Below are 24,286 nucleotides of genomic sequence, written 5' to 3' on the forward strand. Positions count from 1 at the left end.
GGCCAAATACGCGCATAAAAAAGACGCGAGATCCCATTCCGTGAAGGTTTGACGACAGTTGTCGCTCAGCCAACCAGTCCAGGTAGATGGCGCCCAATGACTTCTAAAAATAACCCGGCCACTACGGTCTCCGATCTGACTCTGAGCCCTGCGGCGAACAGCCCCTCATCGTCGAAGCCATTGACCCCGGCGCGCCCGCTGGCCACTCAGCAATACCTGTATTTCACTGAAACCAATACCGACCGCATCCTCGATAACCTCGACGGCCTGCGCGACATGGTGTTCCCGCGCCCGCCCCACCTGGAAGGCGTGAGCGAACAGCATAACGACCAGGAATTCCCGTCGGTGTGCCTGATCGGTCTTGGTCGTTGCGGCTCGAACATTGCTCTGGACGTCGCGGAGCTGGTGTACAACGCCCGCAAGTTCTACCTCAACGAATTCAACAACGAAGACCGTCTGTCGCCGGACAAACGCTTTGCGGAAAAGGGCTACAGCCCGGCCCAATGGATTCGTAACAACCTGCGCCTGGGCACCAACAAGGGCGCCAAACCGGTGTTCCTGGTAGAACCGCTGGTGATGCTTGGCGACCTCGACAAAGACATCGCCGGCCGCATCCGTTTCTCGCGCAAGGGCGAAAAAAGCGGGTTCCTGCGCGACTACAGCAAAATGAAAATCATGGACTTGTCGGAAGTCCACGCCGGTGGTGCCGGTAACGCGCCGATCCTCGGTCAGTACCTGGCCAAGATCATCCTGAACAAGGACACCCAGCGTTTCTCCAGCCCTGACTGGAAGATGATTCACTCGTACCTGATCGACAGCTGCGGGATCAAGGCCAACCAGTCGCGCCTGTATTTCTCGATCTTCAGTGCCGGCGGCGGTACCGGTTCGGGCATGGCCTCGGAGTTCGGCCTGGCCCAGCAGCACTCGTACATGAACAAGACGTTCGACACCAAACCGATGGACGAACATGACGGCAAGAGCGGTCATTCCTTCGTCTTCGAGCCGATCTTCACCAGCGGCATTTGCGTGCTGCCGAACATTTCCGATCACCGCAGCGAAATGTCCGAGGCGCTGCACATCAACGCCGGTCGCCTGCTGTGTAAATACCTGTCAGAAGAGTGGGATTTCTCCTACAACTTCGCCAACGAAGACAGCAGCGAAGCCAGCGTCATGGGCCGTATCCGCCCATGGAACGCCATGATGCTGATCTCCAACGACATCATGCGTTATGCCGAAGAAAGCGATGATGGCAACATCCAGAACATTGACGTCAATGCGATGGAAAAACACGCCAACCAGTACATCTCGCAGCAGATCTTCAACATCCTGACGGCGCAGGCGGTGACGACCGACTACGACCAGAACTATTTCCGTCGCGCCGGCATCGACATCGGCGAAACCATTCGCCTCGACGCCAACGACCTGTTCATGAGCCTGGCCGGCCCGGTGGCGATTGCCTACGCCGAATCCGTGGTGCCGGAAACCCCGCCGCCAAGCAGCGACAAGTTCAAGGTGTTCGAGAAAGAACCGCAGCGCCTGAACATCGATGATTTGTTCTTCCGCTCCATCGACCTGCCGCATTTCAACAAAGTGACCCAGGCGATCGAAGGCATCAGCCTGCTGCCGATCGAATCCAAGCGCTATCGCGCCTCGCTTGAGCAGTACAAGAATTCCGGTTACGACGCGGCCGCGCTGCACGACCTGCACTTCTTCAAGAACTGCTCGTCGGTGGTGTCGATCGTTTCCTTGCCGAAAGACTACAAGCTGTCCTACATGGACTTGAACCGGTTGAAGACCCACCTCAACAGCCTGTTCCCGAACACGACGCTCAAGCGCTACGCGCTGGTGATCGGCGCCTCGGCCAACTTGTCGCTGACCACCCTGATTGCCAAGAGCCCGTGCCTGTCGGACGACTTCCTGACGTTGATCGTCGCGTTCATCAAGCGCTGCTTCGCGAAGAACCCGTACCGCTTCGACGAGACGCTGGACAACTCGATCCTCGACTTCATTATTAATGAAGAATTCGACGAAGACCGGATCGACGACTTGCTCAACGAATTCGAGAACCCGGCGAAGATCCTCGATACCAACTGGTACGCGATCAAACCGATGTACGAGAAGAAGTACCGCGAGCTGATCAACGACAAGGACAAGTTTGTCTCGATCAACGACATTCGCCTGTCGCGTGATTGCGTGAAGAAGGCGATCAAGTACCTGCGTGAGATCTACCGTCACCGCATTGGCAAAACCAAGGTTATTTCGCTGAATAACCATACTGGCAAGACTTTCTCGGTCTGACGCCAGACCAGGTTGCCGCCATCGCGAGCAGGCTCACTCCTACATGTGGAATGCGTTCCCCTCTAGGAGTGAGCCTGCTCGCGATGAGCCCCTCAAATCCGCTGAAAATGTCAGTCTTTCCAACATCCAGAAACAATTAAGCAGCCCTCAGGCTGCCCGACAAACTGTTCCCGTTACGTTTACGTCACCGTGATGCTGGCCATGCCTGTGGCCTTTCTCTACGGCAACGTGCCATCACGCTACTCACCTACACACTTTTGCTCGCCCGCACGACGCACCAATAAGGCGCAGCGATTCAGCTCGTCGCCCTTTCCTGGATCAGAATCCACGGCGAAACCACCACTGCCCACAACGCCGGGTCGCGCTCAAAAAGATCCAGCGCCCGCGTTTCAGACAGCTTGGCGACCTGGTCGGCAGCCAGCCAGGCAGCCACTTTCTCCCCTTCGTCAGTCGCCACGGCTTCGGCGGCCGCGATCAAATCCAGCCCGGGATCGACCCACAATAGGGCACCCCTGGCAAAGAACGGCTCCAACTCTTTCCAGGTAATAGATGCGGTTTCACCAAGCAGCTTGGCATAGAGGGTGCTAGGTTCTTGAGTCATGGGTCCTGTCCGGAAAAGAAATCGACGCGAATGATAACGTCGGTGGTCCGCCAGAAAAACCCGGATGCAATTGAGTCACCGATCGAAAAGAGCAGGAAAGCCAGGGAATGCCGCTGAATCAAGCAATTAGCCAGCTAACATCCCGCCGTGATTCTGTCTTTTTCTTTCAAAAAAGCGACACCCTCAGGTTTTGTCCCCCGGCGCCAGCTTCCCAGGCTAACAATTGGCGCTCTACACTGTACCGGTACAGTTGTCGGGGGCATTTTCCGGAGGGTATCGAAGATATCTGACCCGGTTCTGCTGCTACGGCGCCAGGACTATAAAAACTACAACAGTAAGAGTGGAGCACTATGACTAAGGCTACTAAGCAGATTTCCAAACTGTTTGCCGCTATGGTTCTGGCCGGGGTTGCCAGCCATTCGTTCGCAGCTGACACCATCAAGATCGGCATTGCCGGCCCTAAGACCGGTCCTGTAGCCCAATACGGCGACATGCAGTTCAGTGGCGCCAAAATGGCCATCGAACAGATCAACGCCAAAGGCGGCGTAGACGGCAAGAAACTCGAAGCCGTTGAATACGATGACGCCTGTGATCCAAAACAAGCGGTAGCGGTCGCGAACAAGGTCGTCAACGACGGCGTCAAGTTCGTGGTCGGTCACCTGTGCTCCAGCTCCACTCAACCGGCTTCGGACATCTACGAAGACGAAGGCGTGATCATGATCACCCCGGCTGCCACCAGCCCGGACATCACCGCTCGTGGTTACAAAATGGTATTCCGTACCATCGGTCTGGACAGCGCCCAAGGCCCTGCCGCCGGTAACTACATTGCCGATCACGTCAAACCGAAAATCGTTGCTGTTCTGCATGACAAACAGCAATACGGTGAAGGCATCGCCACCGCCGTGAAGAAAACCCTGGAAGGCAAAAACGTCAAGGTTGCCGTGTTCGAAGGCATCAACGCCGGCGACAAGGACTTCTCCTCGATCATCGCCAAGCTCAAGCAAGCCAACGTCGACTTCGTCTACTACGGCGGCTACCACCCGGAGCTGGGTCTGATCCTGCGTCAATCCCAGGAAAAAGGCCTGAAAGCCAAGTTCATGGGTCCGGAAGGCGTGGGTAACGACTCCATTTCGCAGATCGCCAAAGACGCTTCCGAAGGTCTGCTGGTGACCCTGCCGAAATCCTTCGACCAGGATCCGGCCAACGTTGCCCTGGCTGACGCGTTCAAGGCGAAGAAAGAAGACCCGAGCGGTCCGTTCGTGTTCCCGGCCTACTCGGCTGTTGAAGTGATTGCCGGTGGTATCGAAGCCGCCAAGAGCGAAGACACTGCCAAAGTGGCTGCTGCTATCCACGCTGGCACCTTCAAGACCCCGACTGGCGATCTGCAGTTCGACGCCAAGGGCGACTTGAAAGACTTCAAATTTGTGGTTTACGAGTGGCACTTCGGCAAACCAAAAACTGAAGCTTCGCCTCAGTAAGGCCTTGCCTGACTGACTGCCAACAAAGCCCACGGCGTGCCGTGGGCTTTGTTTTACGAACGTTTTGGGCCGCGCTGGCGTGATCCGCCAGTCTCCCCACCTGAAAATCTCAAAACCGTCATCAGCGGTTCGCTGGCAAACCTCGCGTTCGAAGTGGGTGCAGATCCACGGGGCTCGAGCGGGAAAATGACTCCACCAGTGAAATGCGTATCAGGTTTTTAGGAGCGCTGTAATGCCTGACATCTATCACTTTTTCCAACAGCTGGTTAATGGCCTGACCATTGGCAGCACGTATGCCCTGATCGCCATCGGCTATACGATGGTTTACGGCATCATTGGAATGATCAACTTCGCCCACGGCGAGGTGTACATGATTGGTTCCTACGTGGCGTTCATCGCCATCGCGGGCCTGTCCATGATGGGACTCGACAGCGTTCCGCTGTTGATGACTGCCGCTTTCCTCGCGACCATCGTCGTGACCAGTGCCTACGGCTACAGCATCGAACGGATCGCCTACCGCCCCTTGCGCGGCAGCAACCGTCTGATTCCGCTGATTTCCGCCATCGGCATGTCGATCTTCCTGCAGAACACGGTTCTGCTGGCGCAAGACTCCAAGGACAAATCCATCCCCAACCTGATCCCTGGTAACTTCACCATCGGGCCAGGTGGCGCACATGAAGTGCTGATTTCCTACATGCAAATCGTGGTGTTCGTGGTGACGTTCGTCGCCATGCTCGGCTTGACGCTGTTCATCTCCCGCTCTCGCCTGGGTCGCGCCTGCCGTGCCTGTGCCGAAGACATCAAGATGGCCAACCTGCTGGGTATCAACACCAACAACATCATCGCCCTGACCTTCGTCATCGGTGCTGCACTGGCGGCCATCGCGGCCGTGCTCCTGAGCATGCAGTATGGCGTGATCAACCCGAACGCCGGTTTCCTCGTCGGCCTCAAGGCCTTCACCGCAGCGGTATTGGGCGGTATCGGCAGCATTCCCGGCGCCATGCTCGGCGGGATCGTGTTGGGGGTAGCGGAAGCCTTTGGTGCCGACATCTTCGGCGACCAGTACAAGGACGTCGTGGCTTTCGGTCTATTGGTTCTGGTGTTGTTGTTCCGGCCTACCGGCCTGTTGGGCCGTCCGGAGGTTGAAAAAGTATGACTAGGAATCTTAGACAGGCGCTGTTCAGCGCCTTGCTGGTGTGGGCCGTCGCCTACCCGGTACTGGGTTTGAAACTGACCATCGTCGGCATCAACCTCGAAGTCCATGGCACCAGCAACACCACGCTGCTCATCATCGCCGTTTGCTCGGTGCTGATGTTCCTGCGAGTGTTGTTCGACAAGTCGATCAGCGCGGCCTGGAAATCTTCGCCGAGCATGCCGGGCATGCCGGCCAAGGCCAGTAACTTCCTGACCCTGCCGACCACCCAGCGCTGGATCATCATTGCGCTGATCATCGGTGCACTGGTGTGGCCGTTCTTCGGCTCCCGCGGCGCGGTGGACATCGCCACTCTGGTGCTGATCTACGTGATGCTGGGCCTGGGCCTGAACATCGTGGTCGGCCTGGCGGGCCTGCTCGACCTCGGCTACGTCGGTTTCTATGCCGTCGGCGCCTACAGTTATGCGCTGCTGTCGCATTACTACGGCCTGAGCTTCTGGATCTGCCTGCCGATTGCCGGCCTGATGGCGGCCACGTTCGGCTTCCTGCTGGGCTTCCCGGTGCTGCGTTTGCGGGGTGACTACCTGGCGATCGTGACCCTGGGCTTCGGTGAAATCATCCGTCTGTTCCTGCGTAACCTGACCGATATCACCGGTGGCCCGAACGGCATCAGCAACATTCCCAAGCCAACGCTGTTCGGACTGACGTTCGATAAAACGGCCGCGGAGGGAATGCAGACCTTCCACGAGTACTTCGGCCTGGTCTACAACCCGGTGAACAAGGTGATCTTCCTTTACCTGATCGCGGTGTTGTTGTCGCTGTTCGCCCTGTTCGTCATCAACCGCTTGCTGCGCATGCCTCTGGGCCGTGCCTGGGAAGCGCTGCGTGAAGACGAAATCGCCTGCCGGGCGCTGGGGCTGAACCCGACCGCAATCAAGCTGTCAGCGTTCACCCTGGGCGCGTGCTTCGCCGGTTTCGCCGGCAGCTTCTTTGCCGCGCGTCAGGGCCTGGTGACACCGGAGTCCTTCACCTTCATCGAGTCGGCAACCATCCTCGCCATCGTGGTGCTGGGCGGCATGGGCTCGCAACTGGGCGTCGTACTGGCGGCCACGGTGATGATTCTGTTGCCGGAAATGATGCGTGAGTTCAGTGAATACCGCATGTTGATGTTCGGCGCCTTGATGGTGCTGATGATGATCTGGCGCCCTCAAGGCCTGCTGCCCATGCAACGTCCTCACATGGAGCTGCGCAAATGAGCCGCGAGATCCTGAAAGTAGACAATTTGAGCATGCGCTTCGGCGGCTTGCTGGCGGTCAACGGCGTCGCCCTGACCGTGAAGGAAAAACAGGTCGTGGCATTGATCGGCCCCAACGGCGCCGGCAAGACCACCGTGTTCAACTGCCTGACCGGTTTCTACAAGCCGAGCGGCGGCAGCATCCTGCTGGACGGCGAGCCGATCGAAGGCCTGCCAGGCCACAAGATCGCCCTCAAAGGCGTGGTGCGCACCTTCCAGAACGTGCGGTTGTTCAAGGACATGACCGCGGTCGAGAACCTCTTGATCGCCCAGCACCGTCACTTGAACACCAACTTCCTGGCCGGCCTGTTCAAGACCCCGGGCTTTCGCAAAAGCGAACGCGAGGCCATGGAGTTCGCCGAGTACTGGCTGGAGAAGGTCAACCTCAAGGCCTTCGCCAACCGGCCTGCCGGCACCCTGGCTTACGGTCAGCAACGTCGCCTGGAAATCGCTCGCTGCATGATGACCCGCCCGCGGATCCTCATGCTCGACGAGCCGGCGGCCGGTCTGAACCCGAAGGAAACCGAAGACCTCAAGGCGCTGATCAGTGTGCTGCGTGAAGAGCACAACGTGACCGTGCTGCTGATCGAACACGACATGAAACTGGTCATGAGCATTTCCGACCACATCGTCGTGATCAACCAGGGCACGCCCCTGGCCAACGGCACGCCGGAACAGATCCGCGACAATCCCGAAGTGATCAAAGCCTACCTGGGGGAAGCGTAAATGCTGCAATTCGAAAACGTTTCCACCTTCTACGGCAAGATCCAGGCCCTGCACAGCGTCAACGTGGAAATCCGCCAGGGCGAAATCGTCACCCTGATCGGCGCCAACGGCGCGGGCAAATCCACCCTGCTGATGACGCTTTGCGGTTCGCCGCAGGCCCACAGTGGCAGCATCAAGTACATGGGCGAAGAGCTCGTGGGGCAGACCTCGGCGCAGATCATGCGCAAGAGCATTGCCGTGGTGCCGGAAGGTCGTCGGGTGTTCTCCCGCCTGACCGTGGAAGAAAACCTCGCCATGGGTGGCTTCTTCACCGACAAGGGCGACTATCAGGAACAGATGGACAAGGTTCTCGGACTTTTTCCACGCCTGAAAGAGCGTTTCGCCCAGCGCGGCGGCACCATGTCCGGCGGCGAACAGCAAATGCTCGCCATCGGCCGTGCGCTGATGAGCAAGCCCAAGCTGCTGCTGCTCGACGAACCTTCGTTGGGCCTGGCACCGATCATCATCCAGCAGATCTTCGACATCATCGAACAACTGCGCAAGGATGGCGTGACCGTGTTCCTGGTCGAGCAGAACGCCAACCAGGCGCTGAAAATTGCCGACCGCGCGTACGTTCTGGAGAACGGCCGTGTGGTGATGCAAGGCACCGGTGAAGCCCTGCTGACTGACCCGAAAGTGCGTGAAGCGTATCTGGGTGGTTGAGTCTTTGCGGTAAACAGAAAACGGCCTTCGGGCCGTTTTTTTGTGCCTGCCACACACCTTCCGGACAAAGGAAATCCCCTGTAGGAGTGAGCCTGCTCGCGATAGCTATTTCACATTCAACACCTGTGTTGACTCCTCCACCGAGATCGCGAGCAGGCTCACTCCTACAGGGATGTGGTGTGTATTGAAGTTTTTTACAAAAGTTTTGGAGACCGCTGTAACGCATCGCCACGACGTTTCTCTAGAGGGGTAAGCCAGCACAAACGTTGCTGACCGACACCTCAAAAACCGGAGAAACATCATGACTGCTTCCACCCGCACCCTGTCCGCCACAGCCCTGGTTCTGGCCCTTGGTTCTGCCTTGAGCATGGCCGCCGTGTCCACCGCCCACGCGGCCGACGACATGGAAAAATGCTTCGGCGTGGCCATGAAAGGTCATAACGATTGTGCAGCAGGCGCCGGCACCACCTGCGCTGGCACTTCGAAAACCGATTTCCAGCCTAACGCCTGGAAACTCGTCCCTAAAGGCACCTGCGCCACCACCGAAAGCAAGACCTCGCCGACCGGTTTCGGGCAAATGGAAGCGTTCAAAGCCAAAGCCTGATCCCAACCCAGCCCGAGTGTCGACCATGAACAATCTACCGTTCGGGCTCCCGCCCCGCGCCGGGCTGGGGCTCAAGACCGAGCACTTTCGTGAAGTGCTCGGTTCACAACCGGACATCGGCTTTTTCGAAGTCCACGCCGAAAACTACATGGTGGCCGGCGGCCCGTTTCATCACTACCTGGGTTTGATTCGCGAGCAGTACCCGCTGTCGCTGCATGGCGTGGGCTTGTCGATTGGTGCTGAAGGTCCACTGGACATTCAGCACCTCAAGCGTCTCGGCGTACTGATCGAGCGCTATCAACCCCAGTCCTTTTCCGAACACCTGGCCTGGTCCAGCCATGGCCCGGTGTTTCTGAATGACCTGCTGCCCCTGGCCTATGACACGCCGACGCTGAGCCGCGTCTGTGAACACATTGATCACGTCCAAAGCACCCTCAAACGCCCGATGCTGCTGGAGAACCCGGCAACGTATCTGGCGTTTGAACGCTCGACGTACGATGAAGCTGACTTCATCAACGAAGTCATCCGTCGCACGGGCTGCGGGTTGTTGCTGGACGTGAACAACGTCTATGTATCGAGCATCAATCATCAGCGCGATCCGTTGGCTTACATCGACGCCCTGCCCCTCCATGCCGTCGGCGAGATTCATCTGGCCGGCTTCGCCGAAGACACCGACAGCCTCGGTGACCGTCTGCTGATCGATGATCACGGCGCCCCCATCGATAACGCCGTCTGGAACTTGTACCAGCACGTACTGGAGCGAACAGGCCCGATAGCGACCCTGATCGAACGCGACAATCAGTTGCCGGCCTTCAGCGTCTTGCACGCCGAGGCGTCTCAGGCAGATGAACGGTTGCGGTGCGCGGGAGGCCGGTCATGAACACGCACGCCGCGTTTGCTGCTGCCCTGCTTGATCCCCGACTGAACTGCCCCGAAGGTGTGTTCAGTGCCAACGGTGCCGATCCCGCCAGCCGGTTCGCGGTGTATCGCAATAACGTACAGAGTTCGCTGATCAACGCCTTGGCGCACAGCTACCCCGTGGTTGCGCAATTGGTCGGCAATGAATTTTTCCGTGCCATGGCCGCGATCTATTTGCTCGGCAATGCGCCTCAGAGCCCGTTGATCAAGGATTACGGCCACGACTTGGCGGACTTTATCGAAGGCTTCGAACCGGCGGTCAGCGTGCCGTACCTGGCCGATGTCGCGCGACTGGAACGCCTGCGCACCCTCGCCTATCACGCGGCTGACGCCCAGCCGTTGAACCCTGAACAGATCGGCGCAGCGCTCGCTGCCCCGCACACCCTGAGCGAGCTGAGCGTCGAACTTCACCCCTCGCTCAACCTGCTGACGTCAGCCTTCGCCGTGGTCTCGATCTGGGCTGCCCATCAGCAAGACGCAACGCTGGCCGGGATTGATCTGGACCACGGGCAACACGCGTTGATCCTGCGCAATGGCCTGGACGTTGAAGTCTTCGTCATCGAACCCGGCGCCAGCGCCTTCATTCAGAACCTGCAAAACGGTCAGCCGCTGCTCCAGGCAGCAGCGTCCGCCCCCGCGTTCGACCTCAGCCAAACCCTGGCCTTGCTGATCAGCCACAACGCCCTTACTCACCTCCACCAAAACAAGGTATCGCCATGAACACTCAGAACCCGATCAGCCGCGCTATCGCGCTGCTGGAGATGATTCCACAGAGCCTGATCGCCTTCATTGCGCGGTTCTCCATCGCGGCGGTGTTCTGGAAGTCCGGACAAACCAAGGTCGAAGGCCTCGCCATTGATTTGATCGACGGCACCTTCCAGCTCGGCTGGCCTCGCCTCGCCGATTCGACCATTCCATTGTTCAAGAGCGAGTACCACGTGCCGTTGCTGTCGCCAGAGATCGCAGCGCACTTGGCGGCGTTTGCCGAGCACTTTTTCCCGGTTCTGATTTTGATTGGCTTTGCCACGCGTTTTTCGGCGTTGGCCTTGCTCGGCATGACCCTGACGATTCAACTGTTCGTGTACCCGGATGCGTACCCGACTCACGGCACCTGGGCGGCGGTGTTGCTGTATTTGATGGCGACGGGGCCGGGGAAATTGTCGATTGATCACCTGATCGCCCAACGCTTCGCCCGTTAACCCAGCCCCCCCTGTAGCAGCTGCCGAAGGCTGCGTTCGAACGCGAAGCGGTCGCAAAACCTGCAAACGCGGTTTACCTGTCAGACCACAGTGACTGATTTTACGAGTGCTGCGCAGCCGGACGCAGCCTCGCAAGCTCGACAGCGGCTACACGGACCGTGCGAGGCTAAGTCGATCCAGCGCCTCACCGCTGCGCTTGAACCAGCCGATCAGGTAATCCGCCAGCACCTGCGTGCGTTTCGGCAAACCGCCCTGATACGGGTGAACCAGGTACATCGGCATGCGCCGCGTCTGATAATCACGCAGGAGCCAGCGCAATCGCCCGTCAGCCAATTCCGTTTGCAGTAAATAGGACGGCAGGCGCGCAATGCCGGCCCCCGCCAATGCGGCTTTTTTCAGCAAGCTGTAGTGATTGCTGGCAAACGGCCCCGACACCCGTACGCGCAACAACTCATGTTGCTGGTGATAGAGCCATTCTTCGCGACCGCTGTAATGACTGTTGAGCAGGCAACGGTGTTCGGCCAGGGCCTGCGGTGTTTGCGGTTCGCCATACTGTTCAAGATACGCCGGACTGGCGCAGGTCATCTCGTGCCAGGCCAGCAGTGGCCGAGCCACCAATCGCTCGTCCTTGCCCACCTCGGAACGAATCGCCAGATCGAAACCATCCCGAGACAGGTCGTGAAAGTTGTTGTTCAGATCGAGCTCGATCTGCACCTCTGGGTACTTGCCGGAAAACTCCAGCAACAAACCATCGAAGAAGGTTTCCCCCAGCGATACCGGAACCGTCATACGCACCGGCCCGGCCATGTCGTCCTTCAACCGCGCCAATGCCTGACGCGCCCTTTCGACCTGGACGACAAGCGCCTGAGCTTGCGGCAACAGCGCCGCGCCTGCCGCCGTCAGGCTTAAACGACGCGTGGTGCGTTGCAACAGCACCACCGAAAACCGTGTTTCCAGCAAGCTGATGCGCTTGGACAATTGGCCTTTGCTGCAACCCAGTTGCTGCGCTGCCAAGGTAAAACTGCCGGCTTCGATCAATACCGCGAACGCCGCCAGGTCATCCATTTCGCTCATGGATTGTTTCCATTTGAAAACCAAAGGTTGCCTATTAGTGCGCTTATCAACAGAAAAAACCACTCTAGACTGAGATCACTTTCAACCAATCGAGAATCAGCACGATGAAAATTCTATTGATAGGCGCAAGCGGCACCATCGGCTCGGCCGTCGACAAGGAACTGTCCCAGCGCCACGAAATCATCCGCATCGGCCGCAACAGTGGCGACTTTCAAGTGGATATCAGCGACAGCGCCTCGATCCGCAAGCTGTTCGAACAGACCGGCAAGTTCGATGCCCTGATCTGCGCGGCGGGTAACGTGACCTTCGCGCCGCTGGATGAAATGACCGGAGACAGCTTCGCCCTGGGCCTCAAAGACAAACTGATGGGCCAGGTCAATTTGTTGCTGATCGGTCGCGAGTTCGCCAATGACGGCGCCTCGTTCACCTTCACCACCGGTGTGCTCAGCCATGACCCGATTCGCAGCGGTGCCTCGGCCGCGTTGGTCAACGGAGCGCTGGACAGCTTCGTCCGCGCCGCCGCCATCGAACTGCCTCGCGGCCTGCGCGTGAACTCGATCAGCCCGAACGTGCTGCTGGAAGCCATGGGCAAATACGCGCCTTACTTCCGCGGGTTCAAACCGGTTCCCGCAGCCGATGTGGCATTGGCCTACGCCAAAAGCGTGGAAGGCTTGCAGACAGGTCAGACGTTTCACGTCGGCTGACCGTCCTTTCTGACAGGCATTACTGGCGAGCGATCACTTCGCTCGCCAGGCGCTCGCGCCCGAACTGGCGCAGCCACTGTTGCATTGGCCGTTCGAACCAGCGGTGGCAAATCAGGCTGGCACCGATCAGGACCGCAAAGAACAGCAGCAACGTCCACGGCTGATAAAAGACGCTTCGCCCCGCAAAGAATTTATCCGCCAACAGCGCGGCGATAATTTGCAGCGGGAAATGCAGCAAATAGGAGGCGTAGCTGATATCCCCCAGCCACGCCAAGCGCCGGGCAACCGGTTCCAGTACCTGATGACAGGCTGCAATGGCCATGATCGTCAGCGGGAACAACAGCACACATTTGATCAGCGGCTGATCAGCGCCGAACAACCACCACCCCGCCGCACACCCGATCGTCAACCCCATGCCCACCCAGCGCGGTGGCATTCGTTGCAGCAGCCACGTCACCCACACATAGCCAACACCACCGCAGAAAAAGCTGAACACGCCCAAGGTGATTTTGTACTGCGCAGGAAACACATAAGCGGCCACGGCGATCAAGAAAATGCTGATCAGCATGGGCAGGGGCGAATAACGCCACAGCAGGAAGAATGCCGCGTAGAGCAGCACTTCAACCGAAATCGACCAGGCCGGGGCGTTGAATGACCAGCCTTGTTCCAATCCCCAGGCAGGGGCGAGAAATACATTCAACACGCCGTGATAGAGATCGTTGAACGGATAAACAAAAGCCTTGCCCGTATGCCGTGTGTAGATCATCTGTAATAGCGCAACAGCGGCGAAGGTCGCCAGATGCAGCGGATAGATGCGGCTGAAACGCTCGATGAAGAACTGTTTTCCGGTCAGCTCCCTACGCGCCACGGCATGACCGAACAACCAGAAAAAGATGAACCCGGACAAGCTGAAGAACAACGCGACCGCATCGCCACCGTGTCGATAAAACAAGGCGAACACGCTATAGAAAGGTTGCAGTTCGGTTTGCAGCGGGCCCGGCACTGCCCCTTGAAAAAAGAAGTGCTGCCAATGCCAGAACACCACCGCCAACGCCGCGATACCGCGCAGTGCATCCAGTGCGTACAACCGTTTGGGGAAAATAGAGAGACGTTGGTTCATGCCGAAAAGAGCCCGATCCTGGACAAGGGCGCCACTATGCTGGGACGCACCCGGCAACTCAATCCCTGGCACACAAGCCTTGTGATCACGAGCGTGCCTGAGTAACGTGGCGGCACTTGTCTGGAGAGCCAAAGATGCGTGTTGCCCGTTCCTTAGTCGTCGTTGCCCTGCTGCCGCTGTTTGCTGCCTGTCAGTTGTTTGATGGCCCGCGTGAAAGTGCCTCCCACGCGGGCCAGACCCGTATGCAAGGCCAGTTGACGGCGGCGGACGGCAAGTTGCTGTTCCAGCCCTGCAATGAAACCAGCAGCTATGTGGTCAACGACACCGGCGGCACCAGTGTGCTGCAACAGGCGGCGTCTCTGGCCGATACCAAGGGCAAGTTGTTTGCCGATGTGCGCGGGCGCATCGTCGACAGCCGCCTTGATCTGGAGCAGCTGTACCGCGTCGAGCGCTCGGGCACGGCGTGCGACGATCCCAATTTCAAACTGCAGATCCTGCGCGCGGCCGGTCACTCGCCTGAGTGGAACGTCAAGGTCAGTGGCAAAGGCATGGTGATCGATCGCGCCGGTCAACCGCCCCTGGCCGTCCCTTATGTGGAAGAACAGCTGGGCGACGGCCGTTTCAACCTCAGTACCGAAGCCAATAACCAGCACATCGAACTGTGGGTCGCGCCGCAACGCTGCACCGACAGCAGCACCGGCAGCGTCCAGCACATGAGCGCCGAACTGCGCATCAATGGCCAGGTACAGCGTGGTTGCGCGTATTTCGGCGGTGCGCGCAACGACTGATCGTTTAAGCCTCACGGAATCCGCCTTTGGGGCTTATAATCACCGGTTTCCAACGCCTTGGCGCAGTTGTGCGCCCCGCGAACCGGGTCTTGCCATGTTACGAATCACTGAACTGAAGTTGCCGATCGACCATCCCGAAGAAGACCTGCGCCCTGCCATCGTGCAGCGCCTGGGCATCGCCAGCGATGATCTGCTCGATTTCACCTTGTTCAAGCGCAGCTACGATGCGCGCAAAAAGTCCTCCGAACTGTGCTTCATCTACACCATCGACCTCACCGCCAAGGATGAGGCCGCGATACTGCACAAGTTCGCCGATGACCGTAACGTCAACGTGGCGCCGGATGTCAGTTACAAAGTGGTCGGCCACGCACCGGCCGATCTGCAGCAACGCCCTGTAGTCGTAGGCTTCGGGCCGTGCGGGATTTTCGCCGGGCTGCTGCTTGCACAAATGGGCTTCAAGCCGATCATCCTCGAGCGCGGTACCGAAGTGCGTCAGCGCACCAAGGACACCTGGGGCCTGTGGCGTAAAAGCGTGCTGAACCCCGAATCCAACGTTCAGTTCGGTGAAGGCGGCGCGGGGACGTTCTCCGACGGCAAGCTGTACAGCCAGATCAAGGACCCGAAATTCATCGGTCGCAAAGTCCTGCACGAGTTCGTCAAGGCCGGTGCGCCGGACGAAATCCTCTACGTCAGCAAACCGCACATCGGTACGTTCCGTCTGACCGGTGTCGTGGAAAACATGCGTGAGCAAATTCGCGCACTGGGCGGCGAAGTCCGCTTCCAGCAACGCGTCACCGATGTGTTGATCGAGGACGGCCAACTGGTCGGCGTCGAACTCAACGGCGGCGAGCAGATCCATTCGAAACACGTGATTCTTGCCCTTGGCCACAGTGCCCGGGACACGTTCCGCATGCTCCACGGCCGTGGCGTGTTCATGGAAGCCAAGCCGTTTTCGGTGGGTTTCCGCATTGAACACCCGCAGTCACTGATCGACCGCGCACGGTTGGGCAAGTACGCCGGCCACCCGAAACTCGGGGCGGCCGACTACAAACTGGTGCACCACGCCAAGAACGGCCGTTCGGTCTACAGCTTCTGCATGTGCCCAGGCGGCACCGTGGTCGCGGCGACGTCCGAGCCGAACCGCGTCGTCACCAACGGCATGAGCCAATACTCGCGTAACGAACGCAACGCCAACTCCGGAATCGTCGTTGGCATCACCCCGGAAGTCGATTACCCGGGCGGCCCGCTGGCCGGCATCGAATTGCAGGAACGCCTGGAATCCCATGCGTTTGTGCTCGGTGGCAGCAACTATGAAGCGCCGGCGCAACTGGTCGGTGACTTCATTGCCGGCAAGCCGTCGACTGAGTTGGGCAGTGTTGAGCCGTCCTACAAGCCTGGCGTTGCATTGGGTGATTTGGCGTTGGCCTTGCCCGCGTTTGCCATCGAGGCGATTCGTGAAGCGCTGCCAGCGTTCGAGAAGCAGATTCGCGGTTACTCGCTGCATGACGCGGTGTTGACCGGGATCGAGACACGCACCTCGTCACCGCTGCGCATTACCCGTAATGAATCGATGCAGAGCTTGAATGTGAAGGGCTTGTTCCCGGCGGGTGAAGGCGCGGGTTATGCGGGCGGGATTCTGTCGGCGGGTGTGGATGGCATTCGGATTGCGGAAGCCGTGGCTCGCGATATCCTCGGCCTGGAAGCCTGATGCACATCCCCCTGTAGGAGTGAGCCGGCTCGCGATGCGGATTAACAGTCAACAGAGATGTTGACTGATCTTTTGCTATCGCGAGCCGGCTCACTCCTACAAGGGATCTTCAGTGTGTCAGATGTTGGCGCGCAGTACCGTCGATGGTAGCGCCTCACCGCGCTCGACACTCGCCGCCACCCTCTCCATCAAACCACTCAATTCATAGCCCTGGCCCTTGAGCCAATCCTGGTCGTAGTACGTGGTGGCATAACGTTCGCCGCCATCACACAGAATCGCCACGATCGACCCCGACTCCCCCGCCGCTGCCATCTGCTGAGCCGCCATCAAGGCGCCGATCAGGTTGGTCCCGCTCGAACCGCCCACTCGCCGACCCAACCGCTGCGCCAGATAGTGCATCGCCGCCAGGGACAACGCGTCCGGCACTTTGACCATGGCATCAATCACCTTGGGCAGGAACGACGCTTCCACCCGCGGCCGGCCGATCCCTTCGATCCGCGAACCGCACTCCAGGCGCAGGCTGGCATCGCCGGTCTGGTAGTAATCGAAAAACACCGAACGCTCGGCATCGGCGCACAGCACGCGGGTGCAATGCTGGCGATACCGCACGTAACGCCCCAGCGTCGCGGTGGTGCCGCCGGTGCCGGGGCTGGAGATCAGCCAGCTCGGCTCAGGGTGCTTTTCGAAACGCATCTGATGGAAGATCGATTCGGCGATGTTGTTGTTCGCCCGCCAGTCGGTGGCGCGTTCGGCGTAGGTGAACTGGTCGATGAAATGACCGTCATGCTCGCGCGCCAGCCGTTCGGACTCGGCGTAGATCTGGGTCGGGTCGTCGACCAGATGACTCTTGCCGCCATAGAAAGCAATTTGCGCGATTTTCTCTTTCGAGGTGGTCGCCGGCATCACCGCAATAAAGGGCAAACCCAGCAAGTTGGCGAAGTACGCCTCGGAAATCGCTGTCGAACCGCTGGACGCCTCGATGACTGGCGCACCGGGCTTGAGCCAACCGTTACACAGCGCATACAGGAACAACGAACGCGCCAGGCGGTGCTTGAGGCTGCCGGTGGGATGGCTGGATTCATCCTTGAAATACAGTTCAATGCCCGGAAAACCCGGCAGCGGCAAGGGGATCAGGTGGGTATCGGCGCTGCGCTGGAAGTCTGCTTCGATGATCCGGATGGCTTCGCGGGCCCACTGTCGGTTGTCGCTCATGATGGTTTTCTCGTTGAGTCGGCCTTCTTGTAAGGCTCAGCCTTCAAGCTTAGGAAAAAACCTACATCCCGCACAGGTACAGCTGACGTTCAATACGGCCGGCAACTGCTAGGCTCAAGCCCGGTCCCAACCTTCACGTTGTTACTGCATATAACAAAAAAGAATATAACTTTTGTTTTAACAACTAACGGTACGGGTTAGGGTGTGCCACCTTTTGAATTCATCGATGGAGAGCGACCTTGCCTCTGCGTAGCACTTTCACGCGTTTCTTTCAGTTGGAAGCTGCCAGCGGTCTGTTACTGATCGCCGCGGCAGCCCTGGCTTTAATCATCAACAACTCGTCGTTGTCGTGGCTCTACAGCGGGCTGCTGGACACCCCTGTCGTCGCTCAGATCGGCGCGCTGAAAATCGCCAAGCCGTTACTGCTGTGGATCAACGACGGCCTGATGGCGATGTTCTTCCTGCTGATCGGCCTGGAAGTGAAGCGCGAAGTCCTCGACGGCCAGTTGTCGAACCCTTCGCAAATCGTCCTGCCCGGCGCCGCGGCGATTGGCGGTATGGTCGTGCCGGCGCTGCTCTACTGGTTCTTGAACCGTGACGATCCGGCAGCCTTGGGTGGCTGGGCCATCCCGATGGCCACCGACATTGCCTTTGCCCTCGGCGTACTCGCCTTGCTAGGCAAACGCGTGCCGGTGTCGCTGAAGCTGTTCCTGATGACCCTGGCGATCATTGACGACCTGGGCGCAATCATCGTCATCGCGATCTTCTATTCCGGCACCCTGTCGACGCTGTCGCTGGCATTGGCGGCTGCCTGCATCATCGCGCTGATCGCCATGAACCGGCTCGGCGTGGTGAAGCTTGGACCGTACATGATCATCGGCTTGATCCTCTGGGTCTGCGTGCTCAAGAGCGGTGTCCACGCCACGTTGGCCGGTGTGACCCTGGCGTTCTGCATCCCGCTGCGCACCAAAAACGCCGAGTCTTCGCCACTGCTGACCCTTGAACACGCCCTGCACCCGTGGGTGGCTTACGGCATCCTGCCGCTGTTCGCCTTCGCCAACGCCGGCCTGTCTCTGAGCGGTGTCACCGTTGAAAGCTTCACCCACCACGTACCGATGGGTATCGCCACCGGCCTGCTGCTGGGTAAAACCGTGGGTGTGTTCGGCCTGACCTGGCTGGCGGTGAAAATCGGCATCGCCGCCCTGCCCCAAGGCGCCAATTGGGGCCATGTGCTGGGGGTATCGATCCTTTGCGGGATCGGTTTCACCATGAGTCTGTTCGTCGGCTCGCTGGCGTTTGAGCCAGGCGTCAGCGACTACGCCGGGATGGACCGGATGGGGATTCTGACCGGGTCGATTCTCGCGGCATTGATTGGTTATGCGGTGACGGCGATGGCGAGTCGCAAGAGCGCCGTTTTGCAGTCCTGAGCGAAAGCGAACGCTCCTAGCAGCATCAAGGATTCATCCTACAGCCACGATCCGCCTCGTTCGTTAACGTCGCACAGCTCCTTTATTGGGGACTGTCGACGGACGAACGCAAGGAAGATCAGTGGCTGGCAACAAGGAAGTCCCCAGGGCTAAAAGCCCACCCTCCGGTGACGGTCATCACGTTACCCACCGCTTCATGACAGCCACCGAACTGGCCGAGCGCGATGCGCGACAAAGCGCTTACGACGCCATGCTCGCCCGGCAGCAGGCTTTTGAAGATCGGCTTCAGGCCTCGACGAAAAAACCCGACATCCCTCGCGCGGGATGCGTCTTTGCCAAGTCCTGCAACCTGCCAGACGCCATTATCGATTACTCGAATCCTTCGGGTGTGGTTCCGACCGACAGCCTCAAGGATTACGGAGAAATTGCCTGGCTCGGTGCTCGTGATACAGACGATGCCGGGCTGCTGAATCTCGAAACCATCAGCGGCAGTACAGTCTCCCTCGGCGTAGGTCGACTGGCACTTAGAGCCCCGGCGCTCGCTGCACCTTTATTGGCACTTGAAGCCGCCGCTGCCGCCACATTGGCCGGTGTCGTCGCGTTGTTCTGGACGCCGAGCCCGGGTGATAGCGCGCTCTACACCGACGAACAACTGCGAGCCCTGAAACAGGCCAGAACCCGCGTTAGATTGCAGGTCGAGCAGCAGGCTGACGGCAGCCTCAAGGGCTACGGGTTCTACACCGGCAAAAACCGCGATTGGGAAATGGTCGATGTCGTGCAGTTCACACTGCGCGGCAGCCAGCAGGTGGCGGATCTCGGGGGAGGTGCTGAACTGATCTGGACACCGGCCGTGGATGGCTCGGACACCCTCGGCATTCCAGCACTGGAGGCTGCACCGCAGGCGCCGCATATCTGGGTGTATCCGCCGACGCCGGCGGCGGCCAGCATTATTGTGAACCCGGTGTATCCGCCTGAGTACAAGGATTTCATTCTTGTGTTTCCGGCGGGGTCAGGGGTGAAGCCGGTTTACATTGTTCTGTCTTTGTTGAACTTGAGCTAACCGACAGTCAAATCCTTCAGATAGCGCGGCTACTAAACGTCGATTTCCCTGAAGGCTTGGAGTATTCATCGGCACCCGTGCGGCACCGTGAACCGGAACCGGGAGCAATATGATAGCGAGTTTGACGGCTACGACTTGTCTCTAGAGAGACTGCAACTGATGTGCAACAGGTGAAAACCACAGACACAAAAAACCCCGACCAGTCACCTGATCGGGGTTTTTCTTTACCCATCCCGCTTAGTGCGACACGCGGCTCGTGCCATCTACAGTAGAAATCCGCACACGTTCGCCAACGCGGAACACTTCATTCTCCTGAACTTGCTGAACATAGGCGCGCATGCTGCCGTCGTCTTCGCGCACAGTGATTTCGACGCCTTGGGTGCGGGTCAGGCCTTCTTCGGCCGCCGAACCTACCAGGCCGCCGGCGACTGCGCCGATGACTGCGGCAACGATGCTGCCTTTGCCGCCGCCGATGGCGCTACCGCCAACGCCGCCGACCACTGCACCTGCAGCGCCGCCGATTGGGGTTTTGGTGCCTTCGATTTTCACTGGGCGCAGCGCTTCGATGGTGCCCATGCGAATCGTTTGCACACGACGCGCTTCATCACGGGAGTAGGAGTCACCGGTCAGGCTGGATTGGCAGCCGGTGAGCAACATCGCCATCGTGGAAAAGGAAGCAACCAACAAAACAGACTTACGCATAGCATCAACTCCAAAGGACAGGTGATCATTAAACCCCGCAGCTTGACGCCTGTCACGGCATGGTCGGGATAAAAATGTTTTGATTCAGGCCCGGTACAGGCGCCACTGCACATTCACGCCCCAAGGATTGTCATGGATTACTTCATCGTTTTCATCACTACCGTCGCCGGTCTGTACTTCCATTGGTGGCTGTACGTTCGGATAAAACGCTGGATGGACCGCGACCTGGCATTGGCTTTGGCTGGGAAAGACGAACAGAAAAAAGCTTTCATGCTCCAGCAACTGGCGAACGCTCACGCACAGAAGATCAAGCGTCGGGACCTGCCCCAGTGGCTTGAGGCCGCTGCAGCAAGGTATCCCGAACGGTAGACTGCTTAGGGTGCCAGACGTTCAAGAATCCAGTCAGCGCCCTGTAGGCGGTAGTTCAGGCGATCATGCAGGCGGCTCGCACGACCCTGCCAGAACTCGATGCGTTCCGGCAGCAAGCGATAACCGCCCCAGTGATCCGGGCAGTGCGGCGCTGTATCGCTGAAACGTTGCTCGGTGTTCTTGAGCAGCGCTTCCAGTTCGGCACGATCGGCAATCACCCGGCTCTGCGGTGACGCCCAGGCACCGAGTCGGCTGCCCAGCGGACGAACCTGGAAGTAGGCGTCGGATTCTTCGGGCGAAACCTTCACCACCCGACCTTCGATGCGCACCTGGCGCTCCAGGGCCGGCCAGAAAAAGGTCATGGCCGCGAACGGATTCGCCGCCAAGTGCTGACCCTTGGCGCTTTCGTAGTTGGTGAAGAACGTGAAGCCCTGCTCGTCCAGACCTTTGAGCAACAGAATGCGGCAATGAGGCCGACCGTCCTGATCGACCGTCGCCAAAGTCATGGCGTTCGCCTCCACCGGCGCTTGCTCGGTTTTCACCGCGTCGGCGAACCACTGGTGGAACAGCCCGAACGGCTCTGCCGGGGCTTGCGCCTCGGTCAGGCCATCACGGGTGTAGTCACGACGCATATCAGCCAGGCCTTGGGTCATGGCGCATTCCTTTTGGTTAACGAATCACTTTTTGGTGGCGTCAGCCGCGACGTCAACTTTCTTGGCGTCGGCAACTGCTTTAGCCGGCACCGTCTTCTTCGCTGGCGTTGCGGTTTTAGCCGGTGCTTTCTTGGCAGTGGCTTTCTTCGCCGGGGCCTTTTTCGTCGCCGGCACAGCCGCTTTCTTCGCCGCTGGCGCAGGGGTGACCGGTGTGGCCACTGGCTTGATGTCCTTCGCCGCGATCATAGTCACTGGCGCCGGAGCCGGCATGTTGTACTTGGCCAGCAACGCCACCATGGTGTTCTGCGGGGTCACCAGCAATTCCACGCGACGGTTCAAGGCACGGCCTTCAACACTGTCGTTGGCCGCACGCGGGGCGTCACCGCCCATGCCGCGGAGCATCAGGCGGTCACGCTGCAAACCGCTGAGACGGAAGATGGCGGCGACGGCTTGTGCACGTTCCTGGCTCAGTTTCACGTTGGCCGGTGCCGCACCCGACGTATCGCTGTGACCGAGTACCAGCACGGCCGTTTTCGGATCGACTTCAAGGATTTTCGCGACACGGGTGAACGGGCCGAGGGTGACAGGCAGCAGCATAGCTGGACGATCCGGGTTGAACGAGCCTTCTACCGGCGCGGTCACCACCAATACGTTTTCGCGGCGTTCAAGTTGCAGGTTGCTGTCCTTGATCGCTTCACGCAGACGCGGTTCGTAGTCGTCGAGCCAGGCCTGGGTGACTTTCGGGTCTATTGGCGCAACCTTGGTAGCGCTCTGATCCTTGCCGCCGAACGGCCACCACCACGAGTTACCCGCGTTGGTATCAGCCTTGGCGACCGGGACCGGTTTGGCTTCAGGTTTTATTTCCGGCTTGGCAGCGGTCTTGGCAGCGGCATCATCGGCACCGAACGGCCAGTACCAAGGGCTGGCGCTCTCACTTTTGGCAACAGGTGCGGTGGCAGCAGGTTTCAGTGGGGCCGGGGCAGGAACTGGGCTCGGCTCTTTAGCGGCGACTTTGTCGGACGAACCGAACGGCCACCAGCTGCCACCATCGGAATCACTTTTTGGGGTCTGTGCACAACCGGTGATAGCAAAGCACAGGGCCAGGGCGAGAGTTGGTTTGGATGACATCGGATATCCACGAAATATGAAGTAATGAAAAGTCAGACCGAAGCGGCCCGCACAAACTGACGCTTTGAAACCGAAAAGGCTGCCGGGTTCCGGTACTGGAACCCTTGAGCGGGTTTTACAGACAAGTGGCCAGTACTCGCGCAAGCTTCTGCGCGCGTGGATCCATCAAGACGTACGGCCCCAGGGTATTTGTCACAAAACCGAAGGCTACATCGTGTTCAGGGTCGGCAAAACCGATGGAGCCGCCAGCGCCCGGATGGCCGAACGCCCGTGGGCCGAGGCCGTAGGTCGCGTTGGGAACGTCCGGTTGATCAAGCATGCAACCCAGACCAAAGCGGGTCCGGGTCAATAAAGTCTTGTCGTCGCCGAGGCTGTGTTCTCGGGTCAGCTCATCGAGCATTTCGCCTTCCAGCAAACTGCCATCGAGCAGGCCGGCGTAGAACCCGGCCAGACTGCGCGCATTGCCATGACCGTTGGCGGCAGGTTGCTGCATACGCCGCCATTCGGGTTTGTTGGTGCTGGTCATGATCGACGGCGGATTGGTGAAGGCCCGGGTGGTCATGGCCGTCGGTTCACGCAGGGTCACTTGCAACAGGCGCTGGGCGGCGGCATCGCCGACATTACCCTTGCCACGCGCGATGTGCGCCACGCGATGGAATTCTTCATCAGCCAGGCCGACGTGGAAATCCAGGCCCAATGGCCTGGCAACGCGAGCGACGATGGATTCGCCCGGCCCACGACCGTCGGCACGGCGCAGTAACTCGCCCACCAGCCAGCCGTAAGTGATCGCGGCGTAGCCGTGGCCTTGGCCCGGCGTCCACCACGGCGTTTCGGCCGCGAGGGCGTCGACCATGGTTTGCCAGTCGTAAAGTGCCTCCGGGGCCAGCAATTCGCGCAACGCCGGCAAGCCTGCCTGATGGCAGAGCAATTGACGCAGGGTCACGGACTCTTTGCCGGCGGCGGCAAATTCGGGCCAATAGCGCGCTACCGGTGCATCCAGTTGCAGCTTGCCCTCAGCCACCAATTGCAGGGCCGTGACCGCGGTGAACGTCTTGGTGCAGGAGAACAGGTTGGCGATGGTGTCGCTGTGCCAGGCTTCGCTGCCATCCTTGTCGGCGGTGCCGGCCCAGAGGTCAAGGACGGTTTCACCGCCGACCTGGATGCACAAGGCTGCGCCACGTTCCTGAGGATCGTCGAACAGCGCCGCGAAAGCTTCGCGCACGGCTTCGAACTTAAGCTCGTAATGACCCTGAATCTGCACCCGCATTGCTCCCGGATATTCGCTATACAAAGTGGCCCGCATTGTTCCAGCCATTAGCCGTTTTGGGAACAGGGTTGGGCTGGGCGGTCGGTTGCCCATGGATTGGA

The 24,286-nt window shown here is 59.3% G+C and carries 23 protein-coding genes and 1 pseudogene; 16 read left to right on the forward strand and 8 right to left on the reverse strand.

From position 1 onward, the window contains the following. Positions 1-96 precede the first annotated feature (96 nt). Positions 97-2,298 carry a hypothetical protein gene (locus D882_RS0124200; RefSeq protein WP_027925625.1) on the forward strand — a complete coding sequence of 734 codons (2,202 nt, stop codon included), beginning with the start codon at positions 97-99 and terminating at the stop codon, positions 2,296-2,298. Positions 2,299-2,593: 295 nt separating this feature from the next. On the opposite strand, the gene D882_RS0124205 is transcribed toward D882_RS0124200, so the two are convergent. After that, positions 2,594-2,899 (reverse strand): DUF2288 domain-containing protein, encoded by a 306-nt coding sequence (locus D882_RS0124205; protein WP_027925626.1) that lies wholly within the window; start codon positions 2,897-2,899, stop codon positions 2,594-2,596. A 350-nt stretch (positions 2,900-3,249) separates the two neighbouring features. Between D882_RS0124205 and D882_RS0124210 the strand changes: the two genes are divergently transcribed. From D882_RS0124210 to D882_RS0124250, 9 genes are all read left to right on the forward strand, one after another. Then, entirely contained in the window at positions 3,250-4,377 is a 1,128-nt protein-coding gene (locus tag D882_RS0124210; RefSeq protein ID WP_027925627.1) for a branched-chain amino acid ABC transporter substrate-binding protein, read from the forward strand. Positions 4,378-4,609: 232 nt separating this feature from the next. Further along, positions 4,610-5,533, forward strand: coding sequence for a high-affinity branched-chain amino acid ABC transporter permease LivH (gene livH / locus D882_RS0124215; RefSeq protein ID WP_027925628.1), 924 nt, complete (start codon positions 4,610-4,612; stop codon positions 5,531-5,533). Continuing rightward, positions 5,530-6,786 (forward strand): high-affinity branched-chain amino acid ABC transporter permease LivM, encoded by a 1,257-nt coding sequence (locus D882_RS0124220; RefSeq protein WP_027925629.1) that lies wholly within the window; start codon positions 5,530-5,532, stop codon positions 6,784-6,786. Before livH ends, D882_RS0124220 begins: the two co-directional genes overlap by 4 nt. Next, positions 6,783-7,550, forward strand: coding sequence for a high-affinity branched-chain amino acid ABC transporter ATP-binding protein LivG (livG, locus tag D882_RS0124225; protein ID WP_027925630.1), 768 nt, complete (start codon positions 6,783-6,785; stop codon positions 7,548-7,550). Before D882_RS0124220 ends, livG begins: the two co-directional genes overlap by 4 nt. Further along, positions 7,551-8,252: an ABC transporter ATP-binding protein gene (locus tag D882_RS0124230; RefSeq protein WP_027925631.1), complete on the forward strand. Its 702-nt coding sequence runs from the start codon at positions 7,551-7,553 to the stop codon at positions 8,250-8,252. Between the two features lie 301 nt (positions 8,253-8,553). Further along, positions 8,554-8,856: a DUF2282 domain-containing protein gene (locus tag D882_RS0124235; protein ID WP_027925632.1), complete on the forward strand. Its 303-nt coding sequence runs from the start codon at positions 8,554-8,556 to the stop codon at positions 8,854-8,856. A gap of 25 nt (positions 8,857-8,881) precedes the next feature. Then, entirely contained in the window at positions 8,882-9,736 is an 855-nt protein-coding gene (locus D882_RS0124240; RefSeq protein ID WP_027925633.1) for a DUF692 domain-containing protein, read from the forward strand. Next, positions 9,733-10,494: a DNA-binding domain-containing protein gene (locus D882_RS0124245; protein ID WP_027925634.1), complete on the forward strand. Its 762-nt coding sequence runs from the start codon at positions 9,733-9,735 to the stop codon at positions 10,492-10,494. Before D882_RS0124240 ends, D882_RS0124245 begins: the two co-directional genes overlap by 4 nt. Then, entirely contained in the window at positions 10,491-10,973 is a 483-nt protein-coding gene (locus tag D882_RS0124250; protein ID WP_027925635.1) for a DoxX family protein, read from the forward strand. The genes D882_RS0124245 and D882_RS0124250 overlap by 4 nt, the downstream gene beginning before the upstream one ends. A 147-nt stretch (positions 10,974-11,120) precedes the next feature. Here the strand turns inward: D882_RS0124250 and D882_RS0124255 are convergent, their stop codons facing one another. Further along, complete coding sequence (locus D882_RS0124255) at positions 11,121-12,047, reverse strand: LysR family transcriptional regulator (RefSeq protein ID WP_027925636.1); 927 nt, start codon at positions 12,045-12,047, stop codon at positions 11,121-11,123. Between the two features lie 104 nt (positions 12,048-12,151). Here D882_RS0124255 and D882_RS0124260 point away from each other — a divergent pair, with 104 nt between their 5' ends. Then, complete coding sequence (locus D882_RS0124260) at positions 12,152-12,751, forward strand: short chain dehydrogenase (protein WP_027925637.1); 600 nt, start codon at positions 12,152-12,154, stop codon at positions 12,749-12,751. Between the two features lie 19 nt (positions 12,752-12,770). On the opposite strand, the gene D882_RS01000000131395 is transcribed toward D882_RS0124260, so the two are convergent. Next, on the reverse strand, positions 12,771-13,871 hold the full coding sequence (locus D882_RS01000000131395; protein WP_050590236.1) for an acyltransferase: 1,101 nt from the start codon (positions 13,869-13,871) through the stop codon (positions 12,771-12,773). Positions 13,872-14,005: 134 nt separating this feature from the next. Here D882_RS01000000131395 and D882_RS0124270 point away from each other — a divergent pair, with 134 nt between their 5' ends. Then, entirely contained in the window at positions 14,006-14,659 is a 654-nt protein-coding gene (locus D882_RS0124270; RefSeq protein ID WP_027925638.1) for a COG3650 family protein, read from the forward strand. A 94-nt stretch (positions 14,660-14,753) separates the two neighbouring features. Then, positions 14,754-16,367 (forward strand): NAD(P)/FAD-dependent oxidoreductase, encoded by a 1,614-nt coding sequence (locus D882_RS0124275; RefSeq protein WP_027925639.1) that lies wholly within the window; start codon positions 14,754-14,756, stop codon positions 16,365-16,367. 117 nt (positions 16,368-16,484) lie between these two features. Here D882_RS0124275 and D882_RS0124280 read toward each other — a convergent pair whose 3' ends face one another. Further along, a complete protein-coding gene (locus tag D882_RS0124280) occupies positions 16,485-17,582 on the reverse strand; it encodes a PLP-dependent cysteine synthase family protein (RefSeq protein WP_172825951.1) in 1,098 nt (365 codons plus the stop codon). Positions 17,583-17,818: 236 nt separating this feature from the next. Here D882_RS0124280 and nhaA point away from each other — a divergent pair, with 236 nt between their 5' ends. Together nhaA and D882_RS01000000131400 are read left to right on the forward strand one after the other, a co-directional pair. Next, positions 17,819-19,006 (forward strand): Na+/H+ antiporter NhaA, encoded by a 1,188-nt coding sequence (gene nhaA / locus D882_RS0124285; protein ID WP_027925641.1) that lies wholly within the window; start codon positions 17,819-17,821, stop codon positions 19,004-19,006. A 121-nt stretch (positions 19,007-19,127) separates the two neighbouring features. Beyond that, positions 19,128-20,051 (forward strand): annotated as a pseudogene (locus D882_RS01000000131400) (S-type pyocin domain-containing protein); the annotation flags it as partial. A gap of 252 nt (positions 20,052-20,303) precedes the next feature. On the opposite strand, the gene D882_RS0124295 reads toward D882_RS01000000131400, so the two are convergent. Then, the gene (locus tag D882_RS0124295) at positions 20,304-20,768 is read right to left on the reverse strand and encodes a glycine zipper 2TM domain-containing protein (RefSeq protein WP_027925642.1); all 465 of its coding nucleotides are present in this window, start codon (positions 20,766-20,768) and stop codon (positions 20,304-20,306) included. A gap of 132 nt (positions 20,769-20,900) precedes the next feature. Here D882_RS0124295 and D882_RS0124300 point away from each other — a divergent pair, with 132 nt between their 5' ends. Next, positions 20,901-21,137: a hypothetical protein gene (locus tag D882_RS0124300; RefSeq protein WP_027925643.1), complete on the forward strand. Its 237-nt coding sequence runs from the start codon at positions 20,901-20,903 to the stop codon at positions 21,135-21,137. Between the two features lie 5 nt (positions 21,138-21,142). Here D882_RS0124300 and pdxH read toward each other — a convergent pair whose 3' ends face one another. The 3 genes from pdxH to D882_RS0124315 form a co-directional block, all read right to left on the reverse strand. Beyond that, positions 21,143-21,790 (reverse strand): pyridoxamine 5'-phosphate oxidase, encoded by a 648-nt coding sequence (pdxH, locus tag D882_RS0124305; protein ID WP_027925644.1) that lies wholly within the window; start codon positions 21,788-21,790, stop codon positions 21,143-21,145. Between the two features lie 24 nt (positions 21,791-21,814). Then, complete coding sequence (locus tag D882_RS0124310; RefSeq protein WP_027925645.1) at positions 21,815-22,918, reverse strand: OmpA family protein; 1,104 nt, start codon at positions 22,916-22,918, stop codon at positions 21,815-21,817. Positions 22,919-23,033: 115 nt separating this feature from the next. Continuing rightward, the gene (locus tag D882_RS0124315; protein ID WP_027925646.1) at positions 23,034-24,179 is read right to left on the reverse strand and encodes an EstA family serine hydrolase; all 1,146 of its coding nucleotides are present in this window, start codon (positions 24,177-24,179) and stop codon (positions 23,034-23,036) included. Positions 24,180-24,286 lie beyond the last annotated feature (107 nt).

Source organism: Pseudomonas sp. URMO17WK12:I12 (assembly GCF_000514395.1).
Taxonomy (GTDB): Bacteria; Pseudomonadota; Gammaproteobacteria; order Pseudomonadales; family Pseudomonadaceae; genus Aquipseudomonas; species Aquipseudomonas mucoides.